The sequence below is a fragment of the Streptomyces sp. NRRL F-5122 genome (genome assembly GCF_001507435.1).
Lineage (GTDB): Bacteria > Actinomycetota > Actinomycetes > Streptomycetales > Streptomycetaceae > Streptomyces > Streptomyces lannensis.
Genome location: NZ_LMWH01000070.1, coordinates 129,465 through 152,358, shown reverse-complemented (window position 1 = coordinate 152,358; position 22,894 = coordinate 129,465). Strand labels below are relative to the sequence as shown.

Sequence of the window (22,894 nt, the reverse complement as noted above, 5' to 3'; positions counted from 1 at the left end):
ACCCGTCACCGTACACGGATACCAAAGGGGTATCGAGGCGGGAACCTTCGTACGGGGGACGTCTCAGGAGCGGGAGTAGGACTGGTTCAGCAGCACCTTGCCGGGGGTGGCCGAGGCCTGCTTCACACACGTCGCATCGACGATGTAAGCGGTGACACGAGTGCTGTCGGAGGCGTCGGGAGTGAGGACGAGAAAGACGACCTTCCCCTGGTACACACCCTCGTCGGCGGCAAGCACGGTCTGGTTCGTCCGGATGGCTTGCTCGATACAGCTCGGCACGGTGACGGTGGTACCGCCGAAGGTCTTGTTGTGGCCCATGCCCGACGACCCCGTGTTGCCGTCCGCGGACTCGATGCCCCAGGGCTTGGCGCTCTCGGGGCGGGCGCTTCCGCTTCCCTCTCCGCTGAGCAACGTCGTCACCTGGTTCTGCAGGGTGCCCTCGGAGTAGGTGTGCGCGGCGTCGGTCTGCGCCCCGATGGCCGTCGATGGAGTCTTGCTCGAGTCATTGCCCAGGGTCTGCACCAGGAACGTGCCCAGCCCCAGTGCCCCGACCGTGAGAACGGCTGTGAGGGCGACGGTCCGGCGACCGGTTCGGCGCTTCCGCGGCGAGCGCCCCGGTCCGGTGGCTGCGGCAGCGTGTCCCGAGGGACGGCCGGACGCGGAAGAGGGCGATGTTTCACGTGAAACATGTGCGGCGGCAGGAGCGTCGGACGGGGTGTCCATGGCGGCAGGTGTGGTCGCGTCCAGCAGTGCCTGGGCGGCCAAGGCCGCGTCGATCCGCTCCGCAACATCGTCAGGCATGAGCGAAGGCTCCGGTGGCGCGCCCAGGATGCTCCTGATCTCCTCGAGGGAGTCGTACACGTCGGAGCAGAGAGCACAGCCTTCCAGGTGCCGTCGTACCTCTCCGGTACGGGAAGGCGGAAGAAGACCTTCGCTGAGGTCGGAGAGTTCCTCGACGTCCGGATGCCCGGCTGCGTCGGTCGTGGATGTCACGCTCGCCCACCTCCGCCCTTCACAGCAGCTGAATCGCTTGGCCCTGAATCCTGTGGTCCCGCTGCGGGTGGGACGGACGTCCCCTGCGTCCGGTTCCGTCCGTCGCCCGAGTTTCGGTCGTCCCGGCCTTCTGTACGCAGATGGGTCAGGAGCGGCAGGAGTCTGGCTCTGCCTCTGGCACAGCGACTCTTCACCGTCCCGGTCGGCACGTCGAGAATGCGGGCGGCCTCCGCGACCGGGTAACCCTGCATGTCCACCAGGACGAGAGCGGCCCGTTGGTCGGCCGGCAGGGTGCCCAGCGCCTCCACCAGCTGACGGTGGACGTCGTTGCGCTCGGCCGGTGCGGAGGCCGACTCGTGCGGCTCCAGCAACTGCTCCAGCCGCTCCGTGTCGTCGACCGGTGAGGTCTTCCTGGAGGCCGCCTTCCGGGCACGGTCCAGGCAGGCGTTCACGGTGATTCGGTGCAGCCAGGTCGTGACGGCCGACTGGCCGCGAAAGGTGTGGGCGGCGCGGTAAGCCGAGACGAGGGCGTCCTGGACGGCGTCAGCGGCCTCTTCGCGGTCTCCCAGCGTTCTCAGCGCCACGGCCCAGAGCCGATCGCGGTGGCGCCGCACAAGCTCGCCGAAGGCATCGGGATCGCCCTCGACATGACGGGCGAGAAGGTCCTGATCGCTGGTATCGCCGTATCCGGCCTCATGAGCCATCGGACCCCCTCCCCCCTCAGCGTGACGCTCAGCCCGTGAACTTCACGTCGGTGATGGCCTGCTTGTAGCCGGCACTGCTGTAACCGTCACCGGGCGCCTGCGGCACATCCGTGATCCACAGCAGCACGTACTGACTCTTCACCGCCTTCTTCGTCTTCACCGTCAGAGAGTCCCCGCTCGTCGTGGCGGTTCCGATCTCCTTCATCCCGTCGACTCCGGTCGAGGGCGTCAGTGAGTCCGTGGCGTAGAGATGGACCGTCGTGTGGTCGCCCGTGTACCGGAGACCTATCGACGCGGAGGTGAGCTCCTGGGCCGAGCCGAGGTCGTAGACGATGCCGACGCCCGGCTTGTAGGGCGCCAGCGGCGGGCCCTCGTTGTAGCGCTTGGTCCGCCAGTAGGTGGAGCTGTCGCCGTCATAGGTCTTTGCGACATCTCCGGGTGCCTGGGCGTCACCCTTGGCGACATACTCCTGTGCGCCCTGGATCTTTATGGGCGCAACAGGCTTCGGCTTGTCGCCGTTCTTGTCGTTGCCGTCGGTCGTCTGCGTCTGGTGCGTGTCGTTGGACTTCTCCCCCCGGTCCATCAGCGCGTCCGCCAGCTGCCAGCTGCCGAGCCCCAGCGCAACGATCAGCAGGGCGGAGACGACCCACTTGAGCGCCTTGCCGGTCGGGGTCTGCAGCGGGGGCGGCGGCGCGGCCACGGGCTGGGAGACGCCAGGACGGGCCGAGGGGCGCCCGTAGGTGCCCTGCTGGTACGTCGTGCGCTGGTACTCGGGCGGGGCCGTGAACGTGGGCTCCGGCGGGCGGACGCGGGGCATCTCCCCGACCGCCTTCACCAGTTCCTCGGGCGTGGTGCAAGGGGTCTCGTGACGGGACGCCGTGGCGCCGTTGTTGGCCAGTGCCCGCATGGAGAGTTCGGACAGACCTCGGTGGACGCCGGCACGGACCTGGTCGGGCGCGATGAGGCCCACGCCCTTGGGCAGCCCGGACAGACCGTAGGCGTCGTCGTCGTACGGCCAGCGCTGGGTGAGCGCTGCGTAGAGGAGTGCGCCGATGGCCTCGGTGTCCGTGCGCTGGGGGGTGTCCGAGCCGATGCCGCGCAGTGCGGCGTTCACGGCGAGACCCCGGATCCGCCACTGACCCGAGGAGGTGCGCAGCACGGTGCCCGGGTTCAACCGCAGATGGGACAGGCCTTCGCGATGAGCGGCGGCCATCGCCTGGGAGACCTGGGTGACCATGTGGTACGCGTCGTGCGCCTCCAGCGGTCCCGCGGCGAGCAGTGTCGTCAGCTCGGTGGCATCGGGCAGCCACTCGTGCACGACATAGACGACGTCGTTCTCCTCGACGGCGTCCAGCACCTGTACGAAGCGCGGGTCGCCGAGCAATGCCGAGGAGCGCGCCGCGGCCAGCACGGAACGAGCCCGTGCATGGTCCGCGGGAAGGATGTGTACGCCGACGGCCCTGCGGAGTTTCTCGTCCACCGCACGCCAACTGCTGAATCCGTCCAGACGGGTGACGCACTCCTCGAGGCGATAGCGTCCGGCGAGCTTATGACCGCTGTGCAAGTCGGGCGGCGATGCCTTCGCGGGACGGTCGGTCACACCGTTCCCCTCCGCTTCGCCGCCGTCCGTGTCCCGCTCCCGGTCCTGGGTCGGCCCGTCGGACGTGGACTGGCCCGCCTTGGCGGTCAGCGGCTCGTCACCGCTGTTGTCTGCCACGTCGACGGCAGCCGTGCTCCGTTCCGCCACGGTCGTTCCTGCCTCCCCATCCGTTGCGCGCTGTCAGACGCAGAAACCAATTGTGCCCACAGTCCGTCGCTATGCACGACACACGGCGACGGGTGATGGTTGTGCGCGTACCCCCGCCTCAGCGCCCCAGGCGCCCGCGGACCATGCCGACCATTGAGTTGAGTTCCTCGATGCGCATCTTCCGTGCGGCGACGTAGAAGACACCGAGAAGCAGTGCACCACCGCCGAGCAGGGCGGCGAACGAGCCGCCGACGCCCTGGCCCAGCGAGTGGCCGATTCCGTAGCAGGCCGCGCCGCTCAGCAGAGCGGCCGGCACCGAGGCGATCCCCAGCCGTGCGTACGTCCGTACCACCCGCGCGCCGTCCAGGTCCCCGTTCAGCCGCTTGCGCAGCCGGGCCCAGGCGACGCCGACACCGATCGCGTACGCCAGACCGTACGAGGCCGCCATACCGACCACGGCCCAGCGGGCCGGGAGGACCAGGTAGCAGACGGCCGAGGCGCTCGCGTTCACAGCGGCCACGATGACCGTGTTGTAGAACGGGGTGCGGGTGTCCTCGTACGCGTAGAAGGCGCGGAGGACGACGTACTGCACGGAGTAGGGGATCAGGCCGAGGCCGAAGGCCATCAGCATGAAGCCCATGTTCGTGGCCGCGTCGGTGCCGGAGGAGCCGAAGATCAGGGTGCACATCGGGATGCCGAGCGAGAGGAACCCGAAGGCGATCGGCACGATCGCGACGGCCGTGGTGCGCAGGCCCTGGGAGATGTCGTCCCGGACCGCTCCGCCGTCGCCCTCGGCGGCCGAGCGCGAGATCCGCGGCAGCAGGGCCGCCATCAGGGAGACGGTGATGATCGCCTGCGGCAGGCCCCAGATCAGCTGGGCGTTGGCGTAGGCGGCGAAGCCGGTGCCCTTGACGGGGGACGCCTTGCCCGAGGCGGTGGACAGCTGGGTGACGACCATGGCGCCGGCCTGGTTGGCGAGGACGAACAGGACCGTCCACTTGGCCAGCATCGCGGCCTTGCCGAGGCCGTGACCCTTCCAGTCGAAGCGCAGCCGGAGGCGGAAGCCGGTCTCCCGCAGGTAGGGGATCATCGCCAGGGCCTGGACGACCAGTCCCAGCAGCACACCGACTCCGAGGAGCCGCTCGCCGTCCGGCGGGATGGTGTGGACGGTCATCCCGGAGTCCGCGGCGGTGCCGTAGACCCAGATGAAGGCCCCGAGCGTCACGATGATCACGATGTTGTTGAGGACCGGGGTCCACATCATCGCGCCGAACTTGCCGCGCGCGTTCAGGATCTGCCCCATCACCACATGGATGCCCATGAAGAAGATCGAGGGCAGGAAGTAGCGGGTGAAGGTGACGGCGACCTCGTTGGCGGCCGGGTCGTTGGCCACGGGGACGGACAGGACGCGGACCAGAAGGGGCGCGCCGAGCATCGCCAGTGCGGTGAGCAGACCCAGTGCCACCATGACGAGGGTCAGCAGCCGGTTGGCATACGCCTCGCCTCCGTCCTCGTCCTCCTTCATCGCGCGGACGAGCTGCGGCACGAAGACGGAGTTGAGACCGCCGCCGACGGTGAGGATGTAGATCATCGTCGGAAGCTGGTAGGCGACCTGGAACGAGTCGCCGAGGAGACCGAGGCCCAGCGCCGACACGATCAGTGCGGAGCGGATGAAGCCGGTGAGGCGGGAGACCATCGTGCCCGCCGCCATGACCGCGCTGGACTTCAGCAGGCCGGAGGCCCGCCCGCCCTTCTTCGCCGCAGGTGCGGGCGCGGGCTCGGGAGCCGGCGCAGGGGTGGACGGCATGCCCGGTGTCATCGGGGCGGGGCCCGGAGAGTAAGGCCCCGCCGTCGGGGGCGCGGGCGCGGCGTACGCCTGGCCCGGGTACTGCCCCGCCGGGTTCTGGCCGGGGTAGGGCGCGGTGGGGGCGCCGGGAGCGGCCGGGGGCTCGGCGTACGGTCGGCCGCCGCCCTGCTGCTGGTCCCGGAAGAGGTGGGCGAAGGCGTCCCGTTCCTGGTGCTGTTCGCCGGTCGGCGTCACCAGGTCGTCGACACCCACGAACTGCGTCGTGCGGGGGTCGTCACCGTACGGAAGGTACTGCGAGGGCCCTTCGGGCTCCGGCGCCGGTGGCTGGGCCCAGACGCGCGGGTCCGGTGCGTACTGCGAGGCCGGAGGCTGCCCGTACAGGGGCTGCTGCGGCTGGTACGCGCCCGGGGGCGGCGGCGGGTGCGCGGCACGGTCGTAGAGCGCCTCGGCCACCGGGTCCTGGGCGGAGGGGTCCTGCGCGCGGTAGGGGTCCTGGTCGTAGGCGTCCTGGAGGTACATGTCCGCCGGGGGCTGCGCGTGCACCTGACCGGGCTCGTGCGGCGGCGGGCTCTCGGGGTAGCCCTGGCTGCCCGCAGCACCCTGGCCGCGGTCACCGTCGTACGGCGCGTTCATGGTTACCCCACCTCATTGTCAGCAGGCCCACCGGCCACGACATCGCTCAACGGTCCACTCTCTCACCCGCGCCGGACGGGTCGGCGCTTTCCGTTGCGGTGTCCGGTGTCGGGTCACTCGGCTGCTCCCGGTCGTCTGCCCCGGTCTCCGCGTCCGACTCCCCTCCCGGTGTCCTCGCCGAGGTTTCGCCGCCCCCAGTGTCTACGGTCCCGTCCCCGGCCCCGTTCAGACCGCCCTCTTCCGAGGCGCCGTCCGGGCCGTCGGGGTCGTCCTTCTGCTCTTCCTCGGCCCGCCGTGCGGCCAGCCTCTTGCGTTGGGTGTACATGCGGAATCCGGCGAGCACCAGCAGCAGGACGCCGCCGGCGATGACCAGCATCACCGTGGGCGTGATCTCGGTGACGTTCACATCGAAGGTGACGGCAGGGCCGTAGGCACGGCCGTCCTCCGTGAAGAGCTGGGCCACGACGGCGGCCCGGCCGTTGGCGTTGGCCGTGGTCGTGAACTTCACGGACTGGCTGTGGCCGCCCGAGACGGTGATGGGCTGCTCGGAGTAGGGGCCGTTGCCGATCTTCAGTCGGGTCGGCTGCTGCGAGGTCAGTCGCAGTACCAGATGGTCGACACCCTGCATCAGGTTGTTCTGGACCGTGACCGGGATAGTGGCGCTGCGACCGGAGAGCTTCGTCTCGGACTTCTGGATCAGCCTGACCTGGCTGGTGAGCTGCTCGAGGTACGCCTCCACGCCTTGGCGGAACGTCGACGCCTTGGTGACGTGCCCTCGCCACTGCGTGGACACGGAGCGATCTATCGCCCGTCCGAAGGGGGTCACGACCCGGGAGGGGTCGCTGAGGATCACCTTGAAGCTGTCGAGCTTGTCCTGGGTCTCCTCGATCTGCTGGAACGCCGACTGGGGCAGCTCCGCCTTGCGCAGCGACGAGGGGTAGCGGGACACGGACGGCACCTTGGTCGTGGCGCCCGGATCCGGCTTGGCCTTGGCGGCATCCGACAGATCGGCGGGCAGCGACCAGCCGCCTCCCTGGAGGGTCCGCACCGCCTGCGCCATCGACTGGGCCTGGTCCGCGGAGGGCATCCGTTGCGGAGCGACGACGATGCTGCGGGCCCTGTCGGGCTTCTGCAGGTTGATCATCAGGCTCTGGGCGAGGAACTTCTGCACGGCGAGGGTGGAGTCCGCGGCCGAGGTCATGTCACCCCGGAACAGCGTCGACAGGCCGGCATCCGCGACCACGGCCGTCGTTCCGCCGCCGATGGGGCGGGCGGCCGTGGGCGTGTACGACAGCTGATCGTCCTGGAGGCTGTCGCTGCGGGCGATCACCTTGTCGGCGCCCGCGGAGGTGGCGACCTTGACGATCGACGGATCGATCGCGCCGTCCACCGGCCAGGCGAATTCCGTGTCGGGTTTCACGTGGAGGATGGTCTCCACCGTGCTGGACGCCACATCCGTGGCGTCCTTGAGGTGGCTCAGGGAGCCCGTGACGTTCCTGCCGTTGTGCGCCAGTGAGGCCAGGTCGGGGTCGGCGAACGGGAGCGCGACGACCTCCTTGTCCTGGACCGCCTTCTCGAGCTCGGAGAGCCACTGCTTGGCGATGGCCTGGTTCTTGCCCGCCGTGACCTTGTCGCCCTCGCCCTTGATGCTGTAGCTGCCCGTCATGGCGTCCACCGAGGCGAGCAGGTCCGGGTCGATCACCCATGTGACGTCGAGGTCCTTGCCGAGCGACAGGAGCTGGGAGAGACGCCCGCCCGGAGCGAGCTCCCGGGCGAGGTCGTCGTTCTGGAAGACGGGTGTCTGCTGCTGGTTGGGAAGCGACTCCGCGGTCATGTGGACGCCGGAGATCAGCGGCCACAGGAACGTCGTCCTGGTCTTGGTGGAGGCGCCGTCGGGCTGCCACGGCAGAAAGGTCCGCTGGATGCCGAGCACCTGCTCGTAGGGCTGTGAGGCGGTCTCACCGGAGAGCGAGACACCGAGCTGGTAGACCCCGTCGGACCCGAGATCCAGGTCCTCGACGGGAACGGAGATGCTGAAGGGCTGCGAGACACCGGGGGCGAGCTTGTCGAACTCGGTGACGTACTTGCCACCCAGCTCGGAGCCGTCGGAGCCCGGCCGGTATCCGGTCCGGTCGGCAGCGTCGGCGATGGCCGCGCGACTGTACAGGGGGGTCGGAGCGACCCGCAGACCCACATGCGCGTCCGTGACGGACTGCTTGCCGTTGTTGGTGACCGTGCCGGAGACGGTCAGGGTGTCGCGGTCGGTCGGCGTACTGGGGGTCAAAGAGTCGACGGAGACGCTGACCGTGCGGGAACCGGTTGCCTGCGCCGGAGAGCCCTTCTCGGCGGCCTGAGCGGCCTGGTTTGCGGGCAGCTGCAGCAGGCCTGCCAGCAGAGGCGCGCCCGCGAGCAGCGCTCCGGTGCGCCGGAGCCACCGACGGGCAGGTGAGGGACTCATCCCCTGGAAGTCTGCCGCCTCGGCCACGCGCTCGCCCGTCCCTCGTCGTCGTCAGTGGTCGTCGAAATGTGCGTCCACGCATGGTAACGATGCGCGCGGAAGGGAAGTGCCGCGGTCCGTGCCCCAAGATCCGTACCGGGCGTCCGGCTGCCCTTTATCTACTGAGATACGAGTAAACATCCAGGGGGGATGTTTGTGCATGTTCACCGGACGCTCGTGCCCGTTTAATGGGGGCGCCCGCCCGCGTCCCGGCCACGTACCCTTTTCTGCTGTGCCGAACGCCAACGAAGACAATCCCAGTGCCCTGAACCAGGTGCAACGCCGTGCAGTGAGCGAGCTACTGCGGGTGTCCCCCGTCGCCGACGATCTCGCCCGTCGTTTTGAGGACGCCGGGTTCTCGCTCGCCCTGGTCGGCGGCTCGGTGCGGGATGCCCTGCTCGGGCGTCTGGGCAATGATCTCGATTTCACGACCGATGCCCGTCCCGAGGACGTTCTGAAGATCGTGAGGCCGTGGGCGGATGCCACGTGGGACGTGGGCATCGCCTTCGGTACGGTCGGCGCGCAGAAGGACGCCCGCGTCGGCGACGTGGTGCAGCGCTTCCAGATCGAGGTGACGACCTACCGGTCCGAGGCCTACGACCGGACCTCGCGCAAGCCTGAGGTGTCGTACGGCGACTCCATCGAGCAAGATCTGGTCCGTCGGGACTTCACGGTCAACGCGATGGCCGTCTCGCTGCCCGAGAAGGAGTTCGTCGATCCGTACGGCGGTCTCGGTGACCTCGCCGCCCGAGTGCTCCGTACCCCCGGGACCCCCGAGGACTCGTTCTCGGACGACCCGCTGCGCATGATGCGGGCCGCCCGCTTCGCCGCCCAGCTGGACTTCGAGGTCGCTCCCGAGGTGGTCGAGGCCATGAAGGAGATGGCCGGGCGCATCGAGATCGTCTCCGCCGAGCGTGTGCGGGACGAGCTGAACAAGCTCATCCTCTCCGCCCACCCGCGCAAGGGGCTGAGGCTGCTGGTCGAGACCGGGATCGCCGACCGCGTCATTCCGGAGCTTCCCGCATTGCGGCTGGAGCGTGATGAGCACCACCGCCACAAGGACGTCTACGACCACACGTTGATCGTGCTGGAACAGGCGATGGCACTGGAGGAGAACGGCCCCGACCTGACCTTGCGGATTGCCGCACTGCTCCATGACATCGGGAAGCCCAGGACGCGACGCTTCGAGGACGACGGCCGGGTCTCCTTCCACCACCACGAGGTGGTCGGCGCCAAGATGACCAAGAAGCGGATGACGGCGCTGAAGTACCCCAACGACCTGGTGAAGGACGTCTCACGTCTGGTCGAGCTACATCTGCGCTTCCATGGTTATGGCGCCGGCGAGTGGACCGACTCCGCCGTACGCCGCTATGTGCGTGACGCCGGTCCGGTCCTCGACCGCCTCCACAAGCTGACCCGGTCGGACTGCACGACTCGCAACAAGCGCAAGGCGGCCGCGCTCTCCCGGGCCTACGACGGCTTGGAGGAGCGCATTGCCCAGCTCCAGGAGCAGGAGGAGCTGGACGCGATCCGCCCCGACCTGGACGGCAACCAGATCATGGAGATCCTGGGTGTCGGCCCAGGGCCGGTTGTGGGTCAGGCGTACAAGTTCTTGCTGGAGCTCCGGCTGGAGAACGGCCCGATGGGGCACGATGCCGCGGTGGCGGCACTCAAGCACTGGTGGGCCGAGCAGAGCTGAGATGTGGAACGGGGTCATGTTTCACGTGAAACATGACCCCGTGATGCGACGAAGTCCCTCAACCCGACGGGGGCGATGTTTCACGTGAAACATCGCCCCCGTCGTCGTTCTCAGCCTGAGGCGTTACTTGGTCTCCTTCAGGCAGAGCACCACGTCGTGGCCTCCACCGGACTGGATGTAGGAGATCGTCGCCGCCTCGACGTTCTGGCACTTGTTCTCGTCGCTGCTGCCGTCAAACTTCTGGACGACCTTGTACTGGGCCTCGCTGGAGGAGCAGTCGACTTCCTTGAGGTCGGCGCTGCTGTCCGTGCCGGCGTTGTGCATGCAGGAGCCCACCGACGTGGTCTCCGCATCCGTCTCGGTCATGAACCAACCTATGCCGAACTTGATGCCGGCGACGATGAGCGCAACAACGATGACGCCGACGATGCGCAGAGCCTTCTTACCGCCGCGCTTGGCAGGACCGGCCTGCGGCGGGACCGGCGCGGGACCACCCTGGTTCGGGAACGGTGCGTAGGGCGCACCCTGCGGCGGAACGCCGGGGTAGCCGCCCTGCTGCGGTGGAACCCCCGGCTGGCCGGCCTGCTGAGGAGCTCCGGGGTAACCGGCTTGCTGCGGCGGGACCCCCGGGTAGCCGGGCTGCTGCCCCATGGGCGCGGTGGGCTGCTGGGCGTAAGGATTCGAGCCCTGGGGCGGCGGAGTGGTCACTTTGGGGGTCCCCCTCGAACGTGGGTGCGCATGGCGCGAAATAAGACGCACGTAAGCTACCGGTGAGGACTGACAACTCTGAAGTTCAGCGGGGGTCCGTAGCCTTGATGTGACACTTAAGGCGTTCAAATCGGTGCATAGCCACAGTGATGGCGGCGTAGACAAGCCCGACCACGACCACGAGTGGGACTGAGCGGCCGTCAGGAGGCAGCATCAGGGCGGCGACACCCGCGGCGCCGACGAACGCGACGTTGAACAGGACGTCGTAGACGGAGAAGACCCGCCCCCGGAAGCCGTCGTCGACAGCGTGCTGCACGATCGTGTCGGTGGAGATCTTCGCGCCCTGTGTGATCAGCCCCAGCACGAAGGCGGCCACCAGCATGGGGCCCGTGGCGAACGGCAGACCGAGCGTGGGCTCCAGGACCGCTGCAACAGCGGCGCACACGACGATCCAGCCGCCGGGGCCGAGGCGCCCCGCAGCCCACGGCGTCACCACCGCTGCAACGAAGAACCCGGCACCGGACACCCCCAAGGCCAGTCCCAGGAGGGCGAGTCCACGGCTGGAGTCCGAGGACAGGGCGTACCGGCACAGCATCAGCACCAGGACGAGCAGCGCGCCGTAGCAGAACCGCATCAGCGTCATCGCCCCCAGAGCCCAGGCGGCCTCCCGGCGTGGAGGTTCCCCGAGATGCCGTACGCCCGCTGCCAGGTCGCGTGTGGCGCCGACGAGGGCGGTGCCGAGCCTCGGCGGGACCGACTCCTTGTCGGGGCCCAGCTGTTCCGGGGCCAGATTCAGCGACGCGAGTGCCGCACCCAGATACAGAGCGGCGCCGAGGAGTACCACCGCCGCATCGGAGTCCGCTGCCGCCAGGCGAACGACGAAGGCGAGCCCTCCGCCCGCGGTGGCGGCGAGCGTGCCGGCCGTCGGGGAGAGCGAGTTCGCGATGACCAGACGTTCGTCGTCGACGACATGCGGCAGCGCCGCGGACAGGCCCGCCAGGACGAAGCGATTGATCGCGGTGACGCACAACGCGGATGCGAAGAAGAGCCAGTCGGGAACATGGCCGAGCATCAGTACGGCCGTCGCGCAGGCCAGCACGGCTCGCAACAGGTTCCCGTAGAGGAAGACCTGACGGCGCCGCCAGCGGTCCAGCAGAACGCCCGCGAACGGCCCGACGAGAGAGTAAGGAAGGAGCAGTACGGCCATGGCGGAGGCGATGGCCCCGGGCGAGGTCTGCTTCTCCGGGGAGAAGACGACGTAGGCGGCGAGCGCGACCTGGTAGACGCCGTCGGCTCCCTGGGACAGCAGCCGCACGGTGAGCAGCCGCCGGAAGTCCCGGAAGCGCAAAAGGACACGCAGGTCGCGCACGACGGACATGGGGCACAGCCTCACATACTGCGCGGGTCCCCGGGCGCGCGGCCCAGGGACCCGATGAGAACCGGCGGACCGGTCTCGGAGCGCGGCTGCTCAGCGCTCGACGTCGCCCCTGATGAACTTCTCGACGTTCTCGCGGGCCTCGTCGTCGAAGTACTGGACCGGCGGGGACTTCATGAAGTACGAGGACGCGGACAGGATCGGGCCGCCGATGCCGCGGTCCTTGGCGATCTTCGCGGCACGCAGGGCATCGATGATGACACCGGCGGAGTTCGGGGAGTCCCAGACCTCGAGCTTGTACTCCAGGTTCAGCGGGACGTCACCGAAGGCGCGGCCCTCGAGGCGGACGTACGCCCACTTGCGGTCGTCGAGCCAGGCCACATAGTCGGACGGGCCGATGTGGACGTTCTTCTCGCCGAGGTCCCGGTCGGGGATCTGGGAGGTGACGGCCTGCGTCTTGGAGATCTTCTTGGACTCCAGGCGCTCGCGCTCGAGCATGTTCTTGAAGTCCATGTTGCCGCCGACGTTCAGCTGCATGGTCCGGTCCAGGATGACGCCCCGGTCCTCGAACAGCTTCGCCATGACGCGGTGCGTGATGGTGGCGCCGACCTGGGACTTGATGTCGTCGCCGACGATCGGGACGCCCGCCTCGGTGAACTTGTCGGCCCACTCCTTGGTGCCGGCGATGAAGACCGGAAGGGCGTTGACGAAGGCGACCTTGGCGTCGATGGCGCACTGGGCGTAGAACTTCGCCGCGGCCTCGGAACCGACCGGCAGGTAGCAGACGAGGACGTCGACCTGCTTGTCCTTCAGGACCTGGACGATGTCGACCGGGGCCTCGGCGGACTCCTCGATGGTGGCGCGGTAGTACTTGCCGAGACCGTCGAGGGTGTGGCCGCGCTGAACCGTCACGCCGGTGGACGGGACGTCGCAGATCTTGATGGTGTTGTTCTCCGAGGCGCCGATGGCGTCGGAGAGGTCGAGGCCGACCTTCTTGGCGTCCACGTCGAACGCGGCGACGAACTCCACGTCACGGACGTGGTAGTCGCCGAACTGGACGTGCATCAGACCCGGGACCTTGGACGCCGGGTCGGCGTCCTTGTAGTACTCGACTCCCTGCACCAGCGATGCGGCGCAGTTGCCCACGCCGACGATGGCTACGCGAACCGAACCCATTCCGGTTGCTCCCTGTGTGTGCGAGGTGAAGCCCCGACTGGACCTCACGTGGTGGTGTCGTCGGACGGATCCGGCCGGGACGTGTCCCGGTTCCGGGGCAGGCCGCCCGACTCTCCAGATGTGCTGTTCGAAGCGGAACCGTCGGCGTTGGAACCTCTGAGATCCCGTCCGGCCCGCTCGCTCTCGATGAGCTCGTTCAGCCAGCGCACTTCGCGCTCCACGGACTCCATTCCGTGGCGCTGGAGCTCGAGGGTGTAGTCGTCGAGGCGCTCCCGGGTGCGTACCAGGGAGGCACGCATCTTCTCCAGGCGCTCCTCCAGGCGGCTGCGGCGGCCCTCCAGGACGCGCATGCGCACGTCCCGGGAGGTCTGTCCGAAGAAGGCGAAACGAGCGGCGAAGTGCTCGTCCTCGTACGCGTCGGGACCCGTCTGTGCGAGCAGCTCCTCGAAGTGCTCCTTACCCTGCGCCGTCAGCCGATAGACGATCTTGGCGCGCCGCCCCGCGAGCGGTGCGGCGAGGACGTCCTCGGGTGTGCCGGCCGATTCCTCGATCAACCAGCCGTTGGCGACCAGCGTCTTGAGGCATGGGTAAAGCGTCCCGTAGCTGAACGCGCGGAACACACCCAGTGACGTATTGAGTCGCTTGCGCAGCTCGTAGCCGTGCATCGGGGACTCGCGGAGCAGGCCGAGGATGGCGAACTCGAGGATCCCGGAACGCCGGCTCATGTGCGCCTCCTTCCTGTCGTTGACTCGTCCACACGGACTTTATCTCGTGCTGATGTATCGACTCGATACATCAGCACGATAGAACGCCTCTCCGGGTGCGACAAGAGGGGCGAGGGTGAACGGGGTCACATCACCGATTCGTGGAGGCAAGTTGCCTGATTTGGGGTGACCTTGGGGGCTCGGGGGGTTTCGACGGTGCGTAGTCTGTGCGGCATGCACATCACCGGGAACCGAGTGACGCCCGAGGGCGTCCTCGTCCTCGGTGCCGTACGGGTGAATGCAACAACGACCACATCCGTACTTCGGGGGGACCGGAAACCTGCTGCCGTTTCCAGGCGCGCCAGGATGCGCCTGCCCGAGGAGTAATCGTTCGATGAGCGAGCACCGTCGCAAACCGTCGCAGCCCCAAGGAGGCGGACGTGCCGCGGCCCGACGTGGCCAGTCGGCGTCGTCCTCCGGCCGCCGCGCGGCACCGCGAGGCGCCACCGGGTCTCCTTCCGATGAGTATGGAGTGGGAGGTGAGGAGCGCCCGTACGGTGGCCGAGCCGATGCCCGACGGGCAGCCCAGAGAGGTGGAGGCAGCCGTCGCAGGACCCCGGACGGCCCAGGCCGTGGGCCGGGCGGCCCGAACGGGCCCGGGCGGGGCAGAGGGCGTGCCACACCTCCCGGCAAGAAGCGCCTCATCGACTACCCGCGGGCGGGCAAGTACGGAGCCGCGCGCTGGGTGCCCTCGTGGAAGCTGGTGAGCGGCCTGTTCATCGGCTTCATAGGAAGCCTCGTGGCAGTCGCGGGCATCGGATACGCCATGGTGAGCGTCCCGAACGTGGCACAGACCGCGCAGGCGCAGAACAACGTCTATTACTGGGCCGACGGCACCCAGATGGTGGCGACGGGCGGTGAGACCAACCGCCAGATCGTCAATCTCTCGCAGATTCCCCAGGCGATGCGGTACGCGGTCATCTCCCAGGAGAACAAGACCTTCTACACCGACAGCGGCATCGACCCGAAGGGCATCGCACGCGCCGTCTTCAACATGGCGACCGGCGGTCAGACCCAGGGTGGCTCCACCATCACCCAGCAGTATGTGAAGAACGCGCGCCTTGACGACCAGTCCCAGACGGTCAGCCGCAAGTTCAAGGAGATTTTCATCTCGATCAAGGTGGGGGCGACCGTCAAGAAGGACGACATCCTCGCCGGCTACCTGAACTCCGCGTACTACGGCCGGAACGCCTACGGCATCCAGGCCGCCGCGCGTGCGTACTTCGACAAGGACGCCGTCAAGCTCAATCCGGGTGAGTGCGCCTTCCTGGCGGCGATGCTCAAGGGCGCCACGTACTACGACCCGGCGGGCGCGACCTCGATCGACGCGTCCGCCACGCCGACGGCCAACAGTGCGCGTGCCCTGCGCCAGATGCAGGACACCTTGGACAAGATGGTCCTGTACAACCACCTGAGCGCCTCGGATCGGGCCAAGTACACGACCTTGCCCAAGTCCAAGAACCCGCGGTCCAACACCCGGCTGAGCGGTCAGATCGGTTACCTCGTCGACCTGGCCAACAGCTATCTGGTGACCCACAGCGACAAGACCCATGTGTCCCAGGACGTGCTGCAGCGGGGTGGCCTCTCGATCTACACGACCTTCCAGAAGAAGAAGATCGACCAGCTCGAGTCCGCCGTGAAGAAGGTCCAGCAGGCGAACATCAAACCCAAGCAGCGTCCGAAGACGGACAAGTTCGTCCAGTTCGGCGGCGCTTCGGTGAACCCGACCTCCGGTGCCATCGAGGCGATCTACGGCGGTGAGGACGCGACCAAGCACTTCACCGACAACGCCGACCAGACCGGTGCCCAGGTGGGTTCGACGTTCAAGCCGTTCGTGCTGGCGGCCGCGATGAAGTGGGGCGTCCGCAACAAGGACCTCGGACCGGAGCAGGCACAGGACGAACGCACGGTCGTCTCCCCGAAGAGCCTGTACAGCGGCAAGAACAAGCTCAAGATCAAGAATTACGACGGGACCGTCTGGACCGACAAGGACGACAAGGAGTGGCTGCAGACCAACGACGGCGGTGAGTCGGTGGGACGCGCGCCTGACTACAAGATCGACCTGCGTGAGGCGATGCGGGAGTCGGTCAACTCCGTCTACGTCCAGCTCGGCATGGATGTGGGTCTGGACAAGGTCAAGCAGAGCGTCCTGGACGCGGGTGTCCTGGACAGCAGCCTGGCCAGCTCCGCCTTCCCGTCGTTCTCCATCGGCACCTCCGACCCCAGCGCGATCCGCATGGCCGGTGCGTACGCCACCTTCGCGGCCAGCGGCAAGCAGAACGACCCGTACTCGGTCGACAAGGTCACCAGCAAGGACGGAACGACCTACCAGCACACCAAGGCGACCAAGCAGGCTTACACCTCGGCCGTCGCCGACAATGTGACGGACGTCCTGAAGACAGTGGTGGACAAGGGCACCGGTACCGCGGCCAGGCTCCCCGGCCGTGAGGTGGCGGGCAAGACCGGTACCACGGACGGCAACAAGTCCGCCTGGTTCGTCGGATACACCCCGCAGTTGTCCACCGCGATCGGTATGTACCGCATGGACGACGACGAGAAGAGCAAGTCGCGCACGTTCTTGGAGATGTACGGAACGGGTGGCCAGGACAAAATCCATGGTGCCTCGTTCCCGGCCGAGATCTGGCACGACTACATGGCGCAGGCGCTCAAGGGGCAGCCGGTGGAGTCGTTCCCGACGCCCCAGCCCATCGGTGAGGTCGTCAACGCCGCCCCGAGCCCGAGTGTGACCCCGTCGCCCACGCCGAGCCTCACGCAGAGCCCGTCGCCGACTCCGACGCCGACGCAGTCGCAGCTCACGGCTCCGCCCACGCCGAGCGACACCTGCGGCAACTTCGGTTGGGGCTGTGTGAACAACGGCGGCAACAACAACGGCGGCAACGACAACGGCGGTACCGACACCGGCGGTACGGGGGGCGTCACCTCATCGCCGACGGAGAGCGCGGGCAACGGGAACACCCGGGGCAACGGGAACAACGGGGGCGGACTCTTCGGAGGACCAAACGGGTAGCCGTCACCGAGTGTGTTTCACGTGAAACGCTCTGTTTCACGTGAAACGCCGACCGGACAAGGGCCGCCACACCGACCAGGTGTGGCGGCCCTCAGCGTGCTCCTACTCTGATGCGGCAGTATGAGCCCCATGCCCAGTGCAGAGACGACGCGTGCGAGCGTCCACGAGCCGGACACGGTGCGGCCGACCCGGGAAGACGAGGTCGCCGCGGCCGGCAGTGAGCTGATCGGCGGCCCTATCGGACGGCGTGCGCTGCTCGGGACCTCCTGGTGGACTCCCGTACGGGTCGTGGCGCTCGTCGCGATCGGGATGTTCGCCCTGGGGATGGTCCAGAAACTGCCCTGCTACGACAGCGGCTGGTTCTTCGGGGCCAGCGCCCAGTACACGCACGCGTGCTACTCGGACATCCCGCACCTCTACCAGGGGCGCGGTTTCGCCGACGGGCTCGTGCCGTACTTCGACAGGCTTCCGGGCGACATGAGCTACCTGGAGTACCCCGTACTCACCGGTGTGTTCATGGAGGTCGCTTCGTGGCTGACCCCGGGCAGCGGCGCCCTCCAGTCCCGGGAGCAGACCTACTGGATGGTCAACGCCGGGATGCTCATGGTGTGCGCCGTGGTCATCGCCGTATGCACCGCACGCACGCACCGCCGACGCCCCTGGGACGGCCTCCTGGTCGCGCTGGCGCCCGCCTTCGCACTGACGGCCACCATCAACTGGGACCTGTTTGCCGTGGCCCTGCTGGCCGCCGCGATGCTGATGTGGTCGCGCGGCCGGGTGCTCGCTTTCGGAGTCCTCGTCGGGCTCGCCACGGCCGCCAAGTTCTATCCGTTCCTGGTTCTCGGACCGCTGCTCGTGCTGTGTTGGCGGGCGGGTAGATGGCGGGAGTACGGGACCGCCCTCCTGGGGGCCGTCGGCGCGTGGCTCCTGGTCAATCTGCCTGTGATGTTCCTCGCCCCCGAGGGCTGGTCGAAGTTCTACAGCTTCAGCCGTGAACGCGGCGTCGACTTCGGCTCGGTCTTCCTGTTCATCTCGCGCTGGTTCAACATCGCGATCACCAAGGACACGGCCAACATCTGCGCGATGATCTTGATGGTGTTCGCCTGTCTGGGTATCGCCGCGATGACGCTGACGGCTCCGCGCCGACCGCGCTTCGCACAGCTCGCGTTCCTGATCGTCGCGGCGTTCATCCTCACCAACAAGGTCTACTCGCCGCAGTACGTGCTGTGGCTGGTTCCCCTGGCAGCGCTGGCCAGGCCCCGCTGGCGGGACTTCCTGATCTGGCAGGCCTGCGAGGTGGCGTACTTCCTGGGGATCTGGATGTACCTCGCGTACACGACCAGCGGAGACGCTCACAAGGGCCTGCCGACGGACGGATACCAAGTCGCCATCGCCGCACACCTCTTGGGCACGCTCTTCCTGTGCGCCATGGTCGTACGCGACATCTTCATGCCGGAACGGGACACAGTGCGCCAGGCCGGTGACGACGATCCGTCGGGCGGTGTGCTGGACGGTGCGCCGGACGTCTTCGCGCTGGGGGCCGCGGCTCATCCGCCCCGGCACGCGGCACACTTCGAGGGACCGCACGTGGAGTGGGGCAGCGCCGCCGCGGAGCCCACGGGAAAGGGTTCGCCCTGAGCGAACAGAACCACAGGACCCCATGACAGAGGCCGTACACGGATTCCGTGTACGGCCTCTGCGGTGCGTGCTCGGGGCGGTTGCGACCCGCCCTCAGCGGTCGACGATCCTGTCGAACTGCGTCGTGGTGTGGCGCAGGTGGGCCACCAACTCGTCGCCGACCTTCGGCTCGGTGGCATCCGCGGGGATGAAGAGGATCGAGACCTGCATGTGCGGGGGCTCGGCGAACCAGCGCTGCTTGCCCGCCCAGACGAACGGCGAAAGATTCCGGTTCACCGTCGCGAGACCGGCCCGGGCGACGCCCTTGGCGCGCGGCATGACGCCGTGCAGGGCCTTGGGGGCCTCCAGACCCACCCCGTGCGACGTTCCGCCCGCCACGACGGTCAGGAAGCCGTCGGAGGCCGCCTTCTGCTGCCGGTAGCCGAAGCGCTCGCTCTTGGAGATCCTCGTGACGTCCAGGATGGCACCGCGGTACTCCGTGGCCTCGTGGTCCCCCAGCCAGAGCCGGGTGCCGATACGGGCACGGAAGCGCGTCTGCGGGAACTGCTGCTGGAGCCGGACCAGTTCCTCGGCTTTGAGGTGGCTCACGAACATCGTGTGCAGCGGCAGCCGGGCCGCACGCAGCCGGTCCATCCAGCCGATGACCTCCTCGACGGCGTCGGAGCCGTCCGTGCGGTCGAGGGGCAGATGAATGGCGAAGCCTTCGAGGCGGACGTTCTCGATGGCGGCGTGCAGAAGGGACAGCTCCTGCTCGCTCACGCCGTGCCGCTTCATCGAGGACATCACCTCGATGACCACGCGGGCCCCCACGAGCCCGTACACGCCGTCCACGGACGACACCGAGCGGATGACCCGGTCGGGCAGCGGAACGGGCTCCTCGCCGCGCCGGAAGGGCGTCAGCACCAGCAGGTCACCGCCGAACCAGTCCTTGATCCGGGCCGCCTCGTACGTCGTGCCGACGGCGAGGACGTCGGCTCCCAGCCGGGTGGCCTCCTCCGCCAGCCGCTCGTGGCCGAAGCCGTAGCCGTTGCCCTTGCAGACGGGGACGAGCCCCGGGAACTGCTCCCGCACGTGCTTGTGGTGTGCCCGCCAGCGCGCGGTGTCGACGTAGAGCGTGAGCGCCATGGCCGGTCCCGGAACCTTTCTTGTGGCTGCCGTGTGTCAGAGGTCTGAGAGGAAATTGTGGCGTATCCGCCGGGCCGGCGGGCGATGCCGGAGCGCTCGGGCCGTCGGCCCGGGGGCCGCGGCGTCGGCTGCGGCGCCGAAGTCAGCGGCGCGACATGTAGAGGTCGAGCGCCTTGTGGAGCAGCTTGTTCAGGGGGAAGTCCCATTCGCCGAGGTACTCGGCGGCCTGCCCGCCCGTGCCCACCTTGAACTGGATCAGGCCGAAGAGGTGGTCGGTCTCGTCCAGGGAGTCGGAGATGCCGCGCAGGTCGTAGACGGTGGCGCCGAGCGCGTAGGCGTCGCGCAGCATCCGCCACTGCATCGCGTTCGAGGGCCGGACCTCGCGCCCGACGTTGTCGGAGGCGCCGTAGGAATACCACACGTGTCCGCCGACGATCAGCATCGTCGCGGCCGAGAGGTTCACGCCGTTGTGCCGTGCGAAGTACAGCCGCATGCGGTTGGGGTCCTCGCTGTTGAGAGCCGTCCACATGCGCTGGAAGTACGACAGCGGGCGGGGCCGGAAGTGGTCGCGCACGGCCGTGATCTCGTACAGCCGCTGCCATTCGTCGAGGTCGTGGTAGCCGCCCTGGACCACCTCGACGCCGGCCTTCTCGGCCTTCTTGATGTTGCGGCGCCACAGCTGGTTGAAGTTCTTGTGGACTTCTTCCAGGGAGCGGTTGGCGAGCGGCACCTGGAAGACGTACCGGGGCTGCACGTCACCGAAGCCGGCGCCGCCGTCCTCGCCCTGCTGCCACCCCATGCGGCGCAGCTTGTCGGCGACCTCGAAGGCTCGCGGCTCGATGAAGTCCGCCTCGATGTCGCGCAGACGCTTCACGTCCGGGTCCTGGATGCCCTGCTTGATGGAGCTCGCCTCCCAGCGCCGGATGATCACCGGCGGGCCCATCTTCACCGAGAAGGCGCCCTGCTGCTTGAGGTGCGCGAGCATCGGCTGGATCCAGTCGTTCAGATTCGGCGCGAACCAGTTGATGACCGGGCCCTCGGGCAGATAGGCGAGGTAGCGCTTGAGCTTGGGCAGCTGGCGGTACAGGACGAGCCCCGCGCCAACGAGTTCACCGCTCTTGTCGAACCAGCCGAGGCTCTCGGAGCGCCACTCCGCCTTGACGTCTGCCCAGGCCGGGACCTGCATGTGGCTCGCCGCCGGCAGGCTCTGGATGTACGCCAGATGCTGCTCGCGGCTGATCGTCCTCAGGGTCAGGCTCATTCGGGGCGCTCCTCGGGCTGGTGTGTCCCCATGGGTACAGGGGCTCCGGCTCTCGCGCCGAAGCCTACTGCGCCCTACGAGCGCCCCGAATGGCTGTATGGAACCTCTGTGCCCATCGGATCCCGCCGCGGCCGGTGAAGCCGCGGAGGGATCCGGCGTCAGCTGCCGACGACGCCGCCGAAGAGACCGCCGTGGGCCATGCCGAGGAAGAAGCCGATGGCCGCGGCGCCGAGGCCCAGGATCAGGCCGAAGCGCTCACGGGTCGTGACGGAGATGTACTGGCCGAAGGCACCGGTGAAGATCCCCACCAGGCCGGTCCAGGAGCTGATCAGATGCAGGCTGTGGAACATCGCCGTGACGAAGGACGTGATCCCGAGCACCAGGGTCACCAGGAGAAGGGTGTCCTGGACGGGATGGGCCTTGCCGTCCGTGGCGAAGAGAGAACCGGTGGTGTTGGGTCGCAATACCTGTGCCATAGGGCACCTCCTGCGGAAGGCGGCGCATCGTAGCGCCATACACACCCGACGTGTACAGATTGACGGGCTACCCGGCCGGATTTCAACCGGAAGCACGTGTGCGGGTACTCTGTACCGTCTGCACCGGTGTCTGCCCAGGCCGTGCCGGGTCAACCGCCGACCGACACCCGATTGTCAGTGGCGGCCGATACCGTTGCGTACGCATCACAACCCTCCTGCCACGGAACGACCGTGGCCGCTGAGTCCAGAGGAGGTGGGTTCCACATGCGTCACTACGAGGTGATGGTCATCCTCGACCCCGATCTCGAGGAGCGTGCTGTCTCCCCGCTGATCGACAACTTCCTTTCGGTCGTCCGTGACGGCGGCGGAAAGGTCGAGAAGGTCGACACCTGGGGTCGTCGTCGTCTCTCGTACGAGATCAGGAAGAAGCCCGAGGGCATCTACTCGGTCATCGACCTGCAGGCCGAGCCTGCGGTCGTCAAGGAGCTCGACCGCCAGATGAACCTGAACGAGTCGGTCCTCCGGACCAAGGTCCTCCGTCCCGAGACCCACTGAGCTTTCGCTCAGTGATCCCGGGATCCGAGTAGCAGCACAAGCAGCCAGCAGCAAACCCGCCGAGAGGTTCCCCCATGGCAGGCGAGACCGTCATCACGGTCGTCGGCAATCTTGTCGATGACCCCGAGCTGCGCTTCACCCCGTCCGGTGCGGCGGTCGCGAAGTTCCGTGTCGCGTCCACCCCCCGCACCTTCGACCGGCAGACGAACGAGTGGAAGGACGGCGAGAGCCTGTTCCTGACCTGCTCGGTCTGGCGTCAGGCGGCGGAGAACGTCGCCGAGTCGCTCCAGCGAGGCATGCGCGTCATCGTGCAGGGCCGGCTGAAGCAGCGGTCCTACGAGGACCGTGAGGGCGTCAAGCGCACGGTCTACGAGCTTGACGTCGACGAGGTCGGCGCGAGCCTGCGCAACGCCACGGCCAAGGTCACCAAGACCGCGGCCGGACGCGGTGGGCAGCAGGGTGGTTACGGCGGCGGCGGTGGCGGCGGCCAGGGTGGCGGCGGCTGGGGCGGCGGCCCCGGTGGCGGCCAGCAGGGCGGCGGCGCTCCGGCCGACGACCCGTGGGCGACCGGCGCTCCGGCCGGTGGCCAGGGCGGTGGCGGCTGGGGCGGCGGCTCCGGCGGCGGCGGTGGTGGCGGCGGCTACTCGGACGAGCCCCCCTTCTAGGCCTTTGCGCCGGGTCCTCGGACCCGGACGGGGCGAAGGTGGG

Annotated in this window: 17 protein-coding genes; 5 read left to right on the top strand and 12 right to left on the bottom strand. The window is 68.1% G+C overall.

All coding sequences use genetic code 11. From position 1 onward, the window contains the following. Window positions 1–63 precede the first annotated feature (63 nt). The 5 genes from ADL25_RS10570 to ADL25_RS10550 form a co-directional block, all read right to left on the bottom strand. Window positions 64–993, bottom strand: coding sequence for an anti-sigma factor family protein (locus ADL25_RS10570; protein ID WP_059127405.1), 930 nt, complete (start codon window positions 991–993; stop codon window positions 64–66). Beyond that, a complete protein-coding gene (gene sigM / locus ADL25_RS10565; RefSeq protein ID WP_059127404.1) occupies window positions 990–1,697 on the bottom strand; it encodes an RNA polymerase sigma factor SigM in 708 nt (235 codons plus the stop codon). The genes ADL25_RS10570 and sigM overlap by 4 nt, the downstream gene beginning before the upstream one ends. Window positions 1,698–1,725: 28 nt before the next feature. Beyond that, window positions 1,726–3,444, bottom strand: a complete 1,719-nt coding sequence (locus ADL25_RS10560) for a protein kinase family protein (protein ID WP_059127403.1) — start codon at window positions 3,442–3,444, stop codon at window positions 1,726–1,728. Between the two features lie 118 nt (window positions 3,445–3,562). Next, window positions 3,563–5,884: a murein biosynthesis integral membrane protein MurJ gene (gene murJ, locus ADL25_RS10555; RefSeq protein ID WP_059127402.1), complete on the bottom strand. Its 2,322-nt coding sequence runs from the start codon at window positions 5,882–5,884 to the stop codon at window positions 3,563–3,565. Window positions 5,885–5,930: 46 nt separating this feature from the next. Next, window positions 5,931–8,369, bottom strand: coding sequence for a DUF6049 family protein (locus ADL25_RS10550; RefSeq protein WP_059127401.1), 2,439 nt, complete (start codon window positions 8,367–8,369; stop codon window positions 5,931–5,933). Between the two features lie 244 nt (window positions 8,370–8,613). Here ADL25_RS10550 and ADL25_RS10545 point away from each other — a divergent pair, with 244 nt between their 5' ends. Further along, window positions 8,614–10,080 (top strand): CCA tRNA nucleotidyltransferase, encoded by a 1,467-nt coding sequence (locus tag ADL25_RS10545; protein WP_059127400.1) that lies wholly within the window; start codon window positions 8,614–8,616, stop codon window positions 10,078–10,080. Between the two features lie 123 nt (window positions 10,081–10,203). On the opposite strand, the gene ADL25_RS10540 is transcribed toward ADL25_RS10545, so the two are convergent. The 4 genes from ADL25_RS10540 to ADL25_RS10525 form a co-directional block, all read right to left on the bottom strand. Next, window positions 10,204–10,788 (bottom strand): LppU/SCO3897 family protein, encoded by a 585-nt coding sequence (locus ADL25_RS10540; protein WP_059127399.1) that lies wholly within the window; start codon window positions 10,786–10,788, stop codon window positions 10,204–10,206. A gap of 85 nt (window positions 10,789–10,873) precedes the next feature. After that, the gene (locus tag ADL25_RS10535; RefSeq protein WP_059127398.1) at window positions 10,874–12,166 is read right to left on the bottom strand and encodes an MFS transporter; all 1,293 of its coding nucleotides are present in this window, start codon (window positions 12,164–12,166) and stop codon (window positions 10,874–10,876) included. Window positions 12,167–12,256: 90 nt separating this feature from the next. Next, window positions 12,257–13,339: an inositol-3-phosphate synthase gene (locus ADL25_RS10530; RefSeq protein WP_059127397.1), complete on the bottom strand. Its 1,083-nt coding sequence runs from the start codon at window positions 13,337–13,339 to the stop codon at window positions 12,257–12,259. Window positions 13,340–13,383: 44 nt separating this feature from the next. Continuing rightward, the gene (locus tag ADL25_RS10525) at window positions 13,384–14,064 is read right to left on the bottom strand and encodes a PadR family transcriptional regulator (RefSeq protein WP_059127396.1); all 681 of its coding nucleotides are present in this window, start codon (window positions 14,062–14,064) and stop codon (window positions 13,384–13,386) included. 373 nt (window positions 14,065–14,437) lie between these two features. On the opposite strand from ADL25_RS10525, the gene ADL25_RS10520 reads away from it, so the two are divergent. Then, window positions 14,438–17,131, top strand: coding sequence for a transglycosylase domain-containing protein (locus ADL25_RS10520; RefSeq protein ID WP_059127395.1), 2,694 nt, complete (start codon window positions 14,438–14,440; stop codon window positions 17,129–17,131). 129 nt (window positions 17,132–17,260) lie between these two features. Continuing rightward, window positions 17,261–18,769: a glycosyltransferase family 87 protein gene (locus ADL25_RS10515; RefSeq protein ID WP_059127394.1), complete on the top strand. Its 1,509-nt coding sequence runs from the start codon at window positions 17,261–17,263 to the stop codon at window positions 18,767–18,769. A gap of 93 nt (window positions 18,770–18,862) precedes the next feature. Here the strand turns inward: ADL25_RS10515 and ADL25_RS10510 are convergent, their stop codons facing one another. The 3 genes from ADL25_RS10510 to ADL25_RS10500 form a co-directional block, all read right to left on the bottom strand. Then, complete coding sequence (locus tag ADL25_RS10510; protein WP_059127393.1) at window positions 18,863–19,894, bottom strand: alanine racemase; 1,032 nt, start codon at window positions 19,892–19,894, stop codon at window positions 18,863–18,865. A gap of 142 nt (window positions 19,895–20,036) precedes the next feature. Then, entirely contained in the window at window positions 20,037–21,155 is a 1,119-nt protein-coding gene (femX, locus tag ADL25_RS10505; protein WP_059127392.1) for a peptidoglycan bridge formation glycyltransferase FemX, read from the bottom strand. 158 nt (window positions 21,156–21,313) lie between these two features. Beyond that, a complete protein-coding gene (locus ADL25_RS10500; protein ID WP_059127391.1) occupies window positions 21,314–21,631 on the bottom strand; it encodes a hypothetical protein in 318 nt (105 codons plus the stop codon). Between the two features lie 264 nt (window positions 21,632–21,895). Here ADL25_RS10500 and rpsF point away from each other — a divergent pair, with 264 nt between their 5' ends. Both rpsF and ADL25_RS10490 read left to right on the top strand, forming a co-directional pair. Further along, window positions 21,896–22,186 (top strand): 30S ribosomal protein S6, encoded by a 291-nt coding sequence (gene rpsF / locus ADL25_RS10495; protein WP_059127390.1) that lies wholly within the window; start codon window positions 21,896–21,898, stop codon window positions 22,184–22,186. Between the two features lie 74 nt (window positions 22,187–22,260). Then, window positions 22,261–22,851 (top strand): single-stranded DNA-binding protein, encoded by a 591-nt coding sequence (locus tag ADL25_RS10490; RefSeq protein WP_059127389.1) that lies wholly within the window; start codon window positions 22,261–22,263, stop codon window positions 22,849–22,851. Window positions 22,852–22,894: the final 43 nt, after the last annotated feature.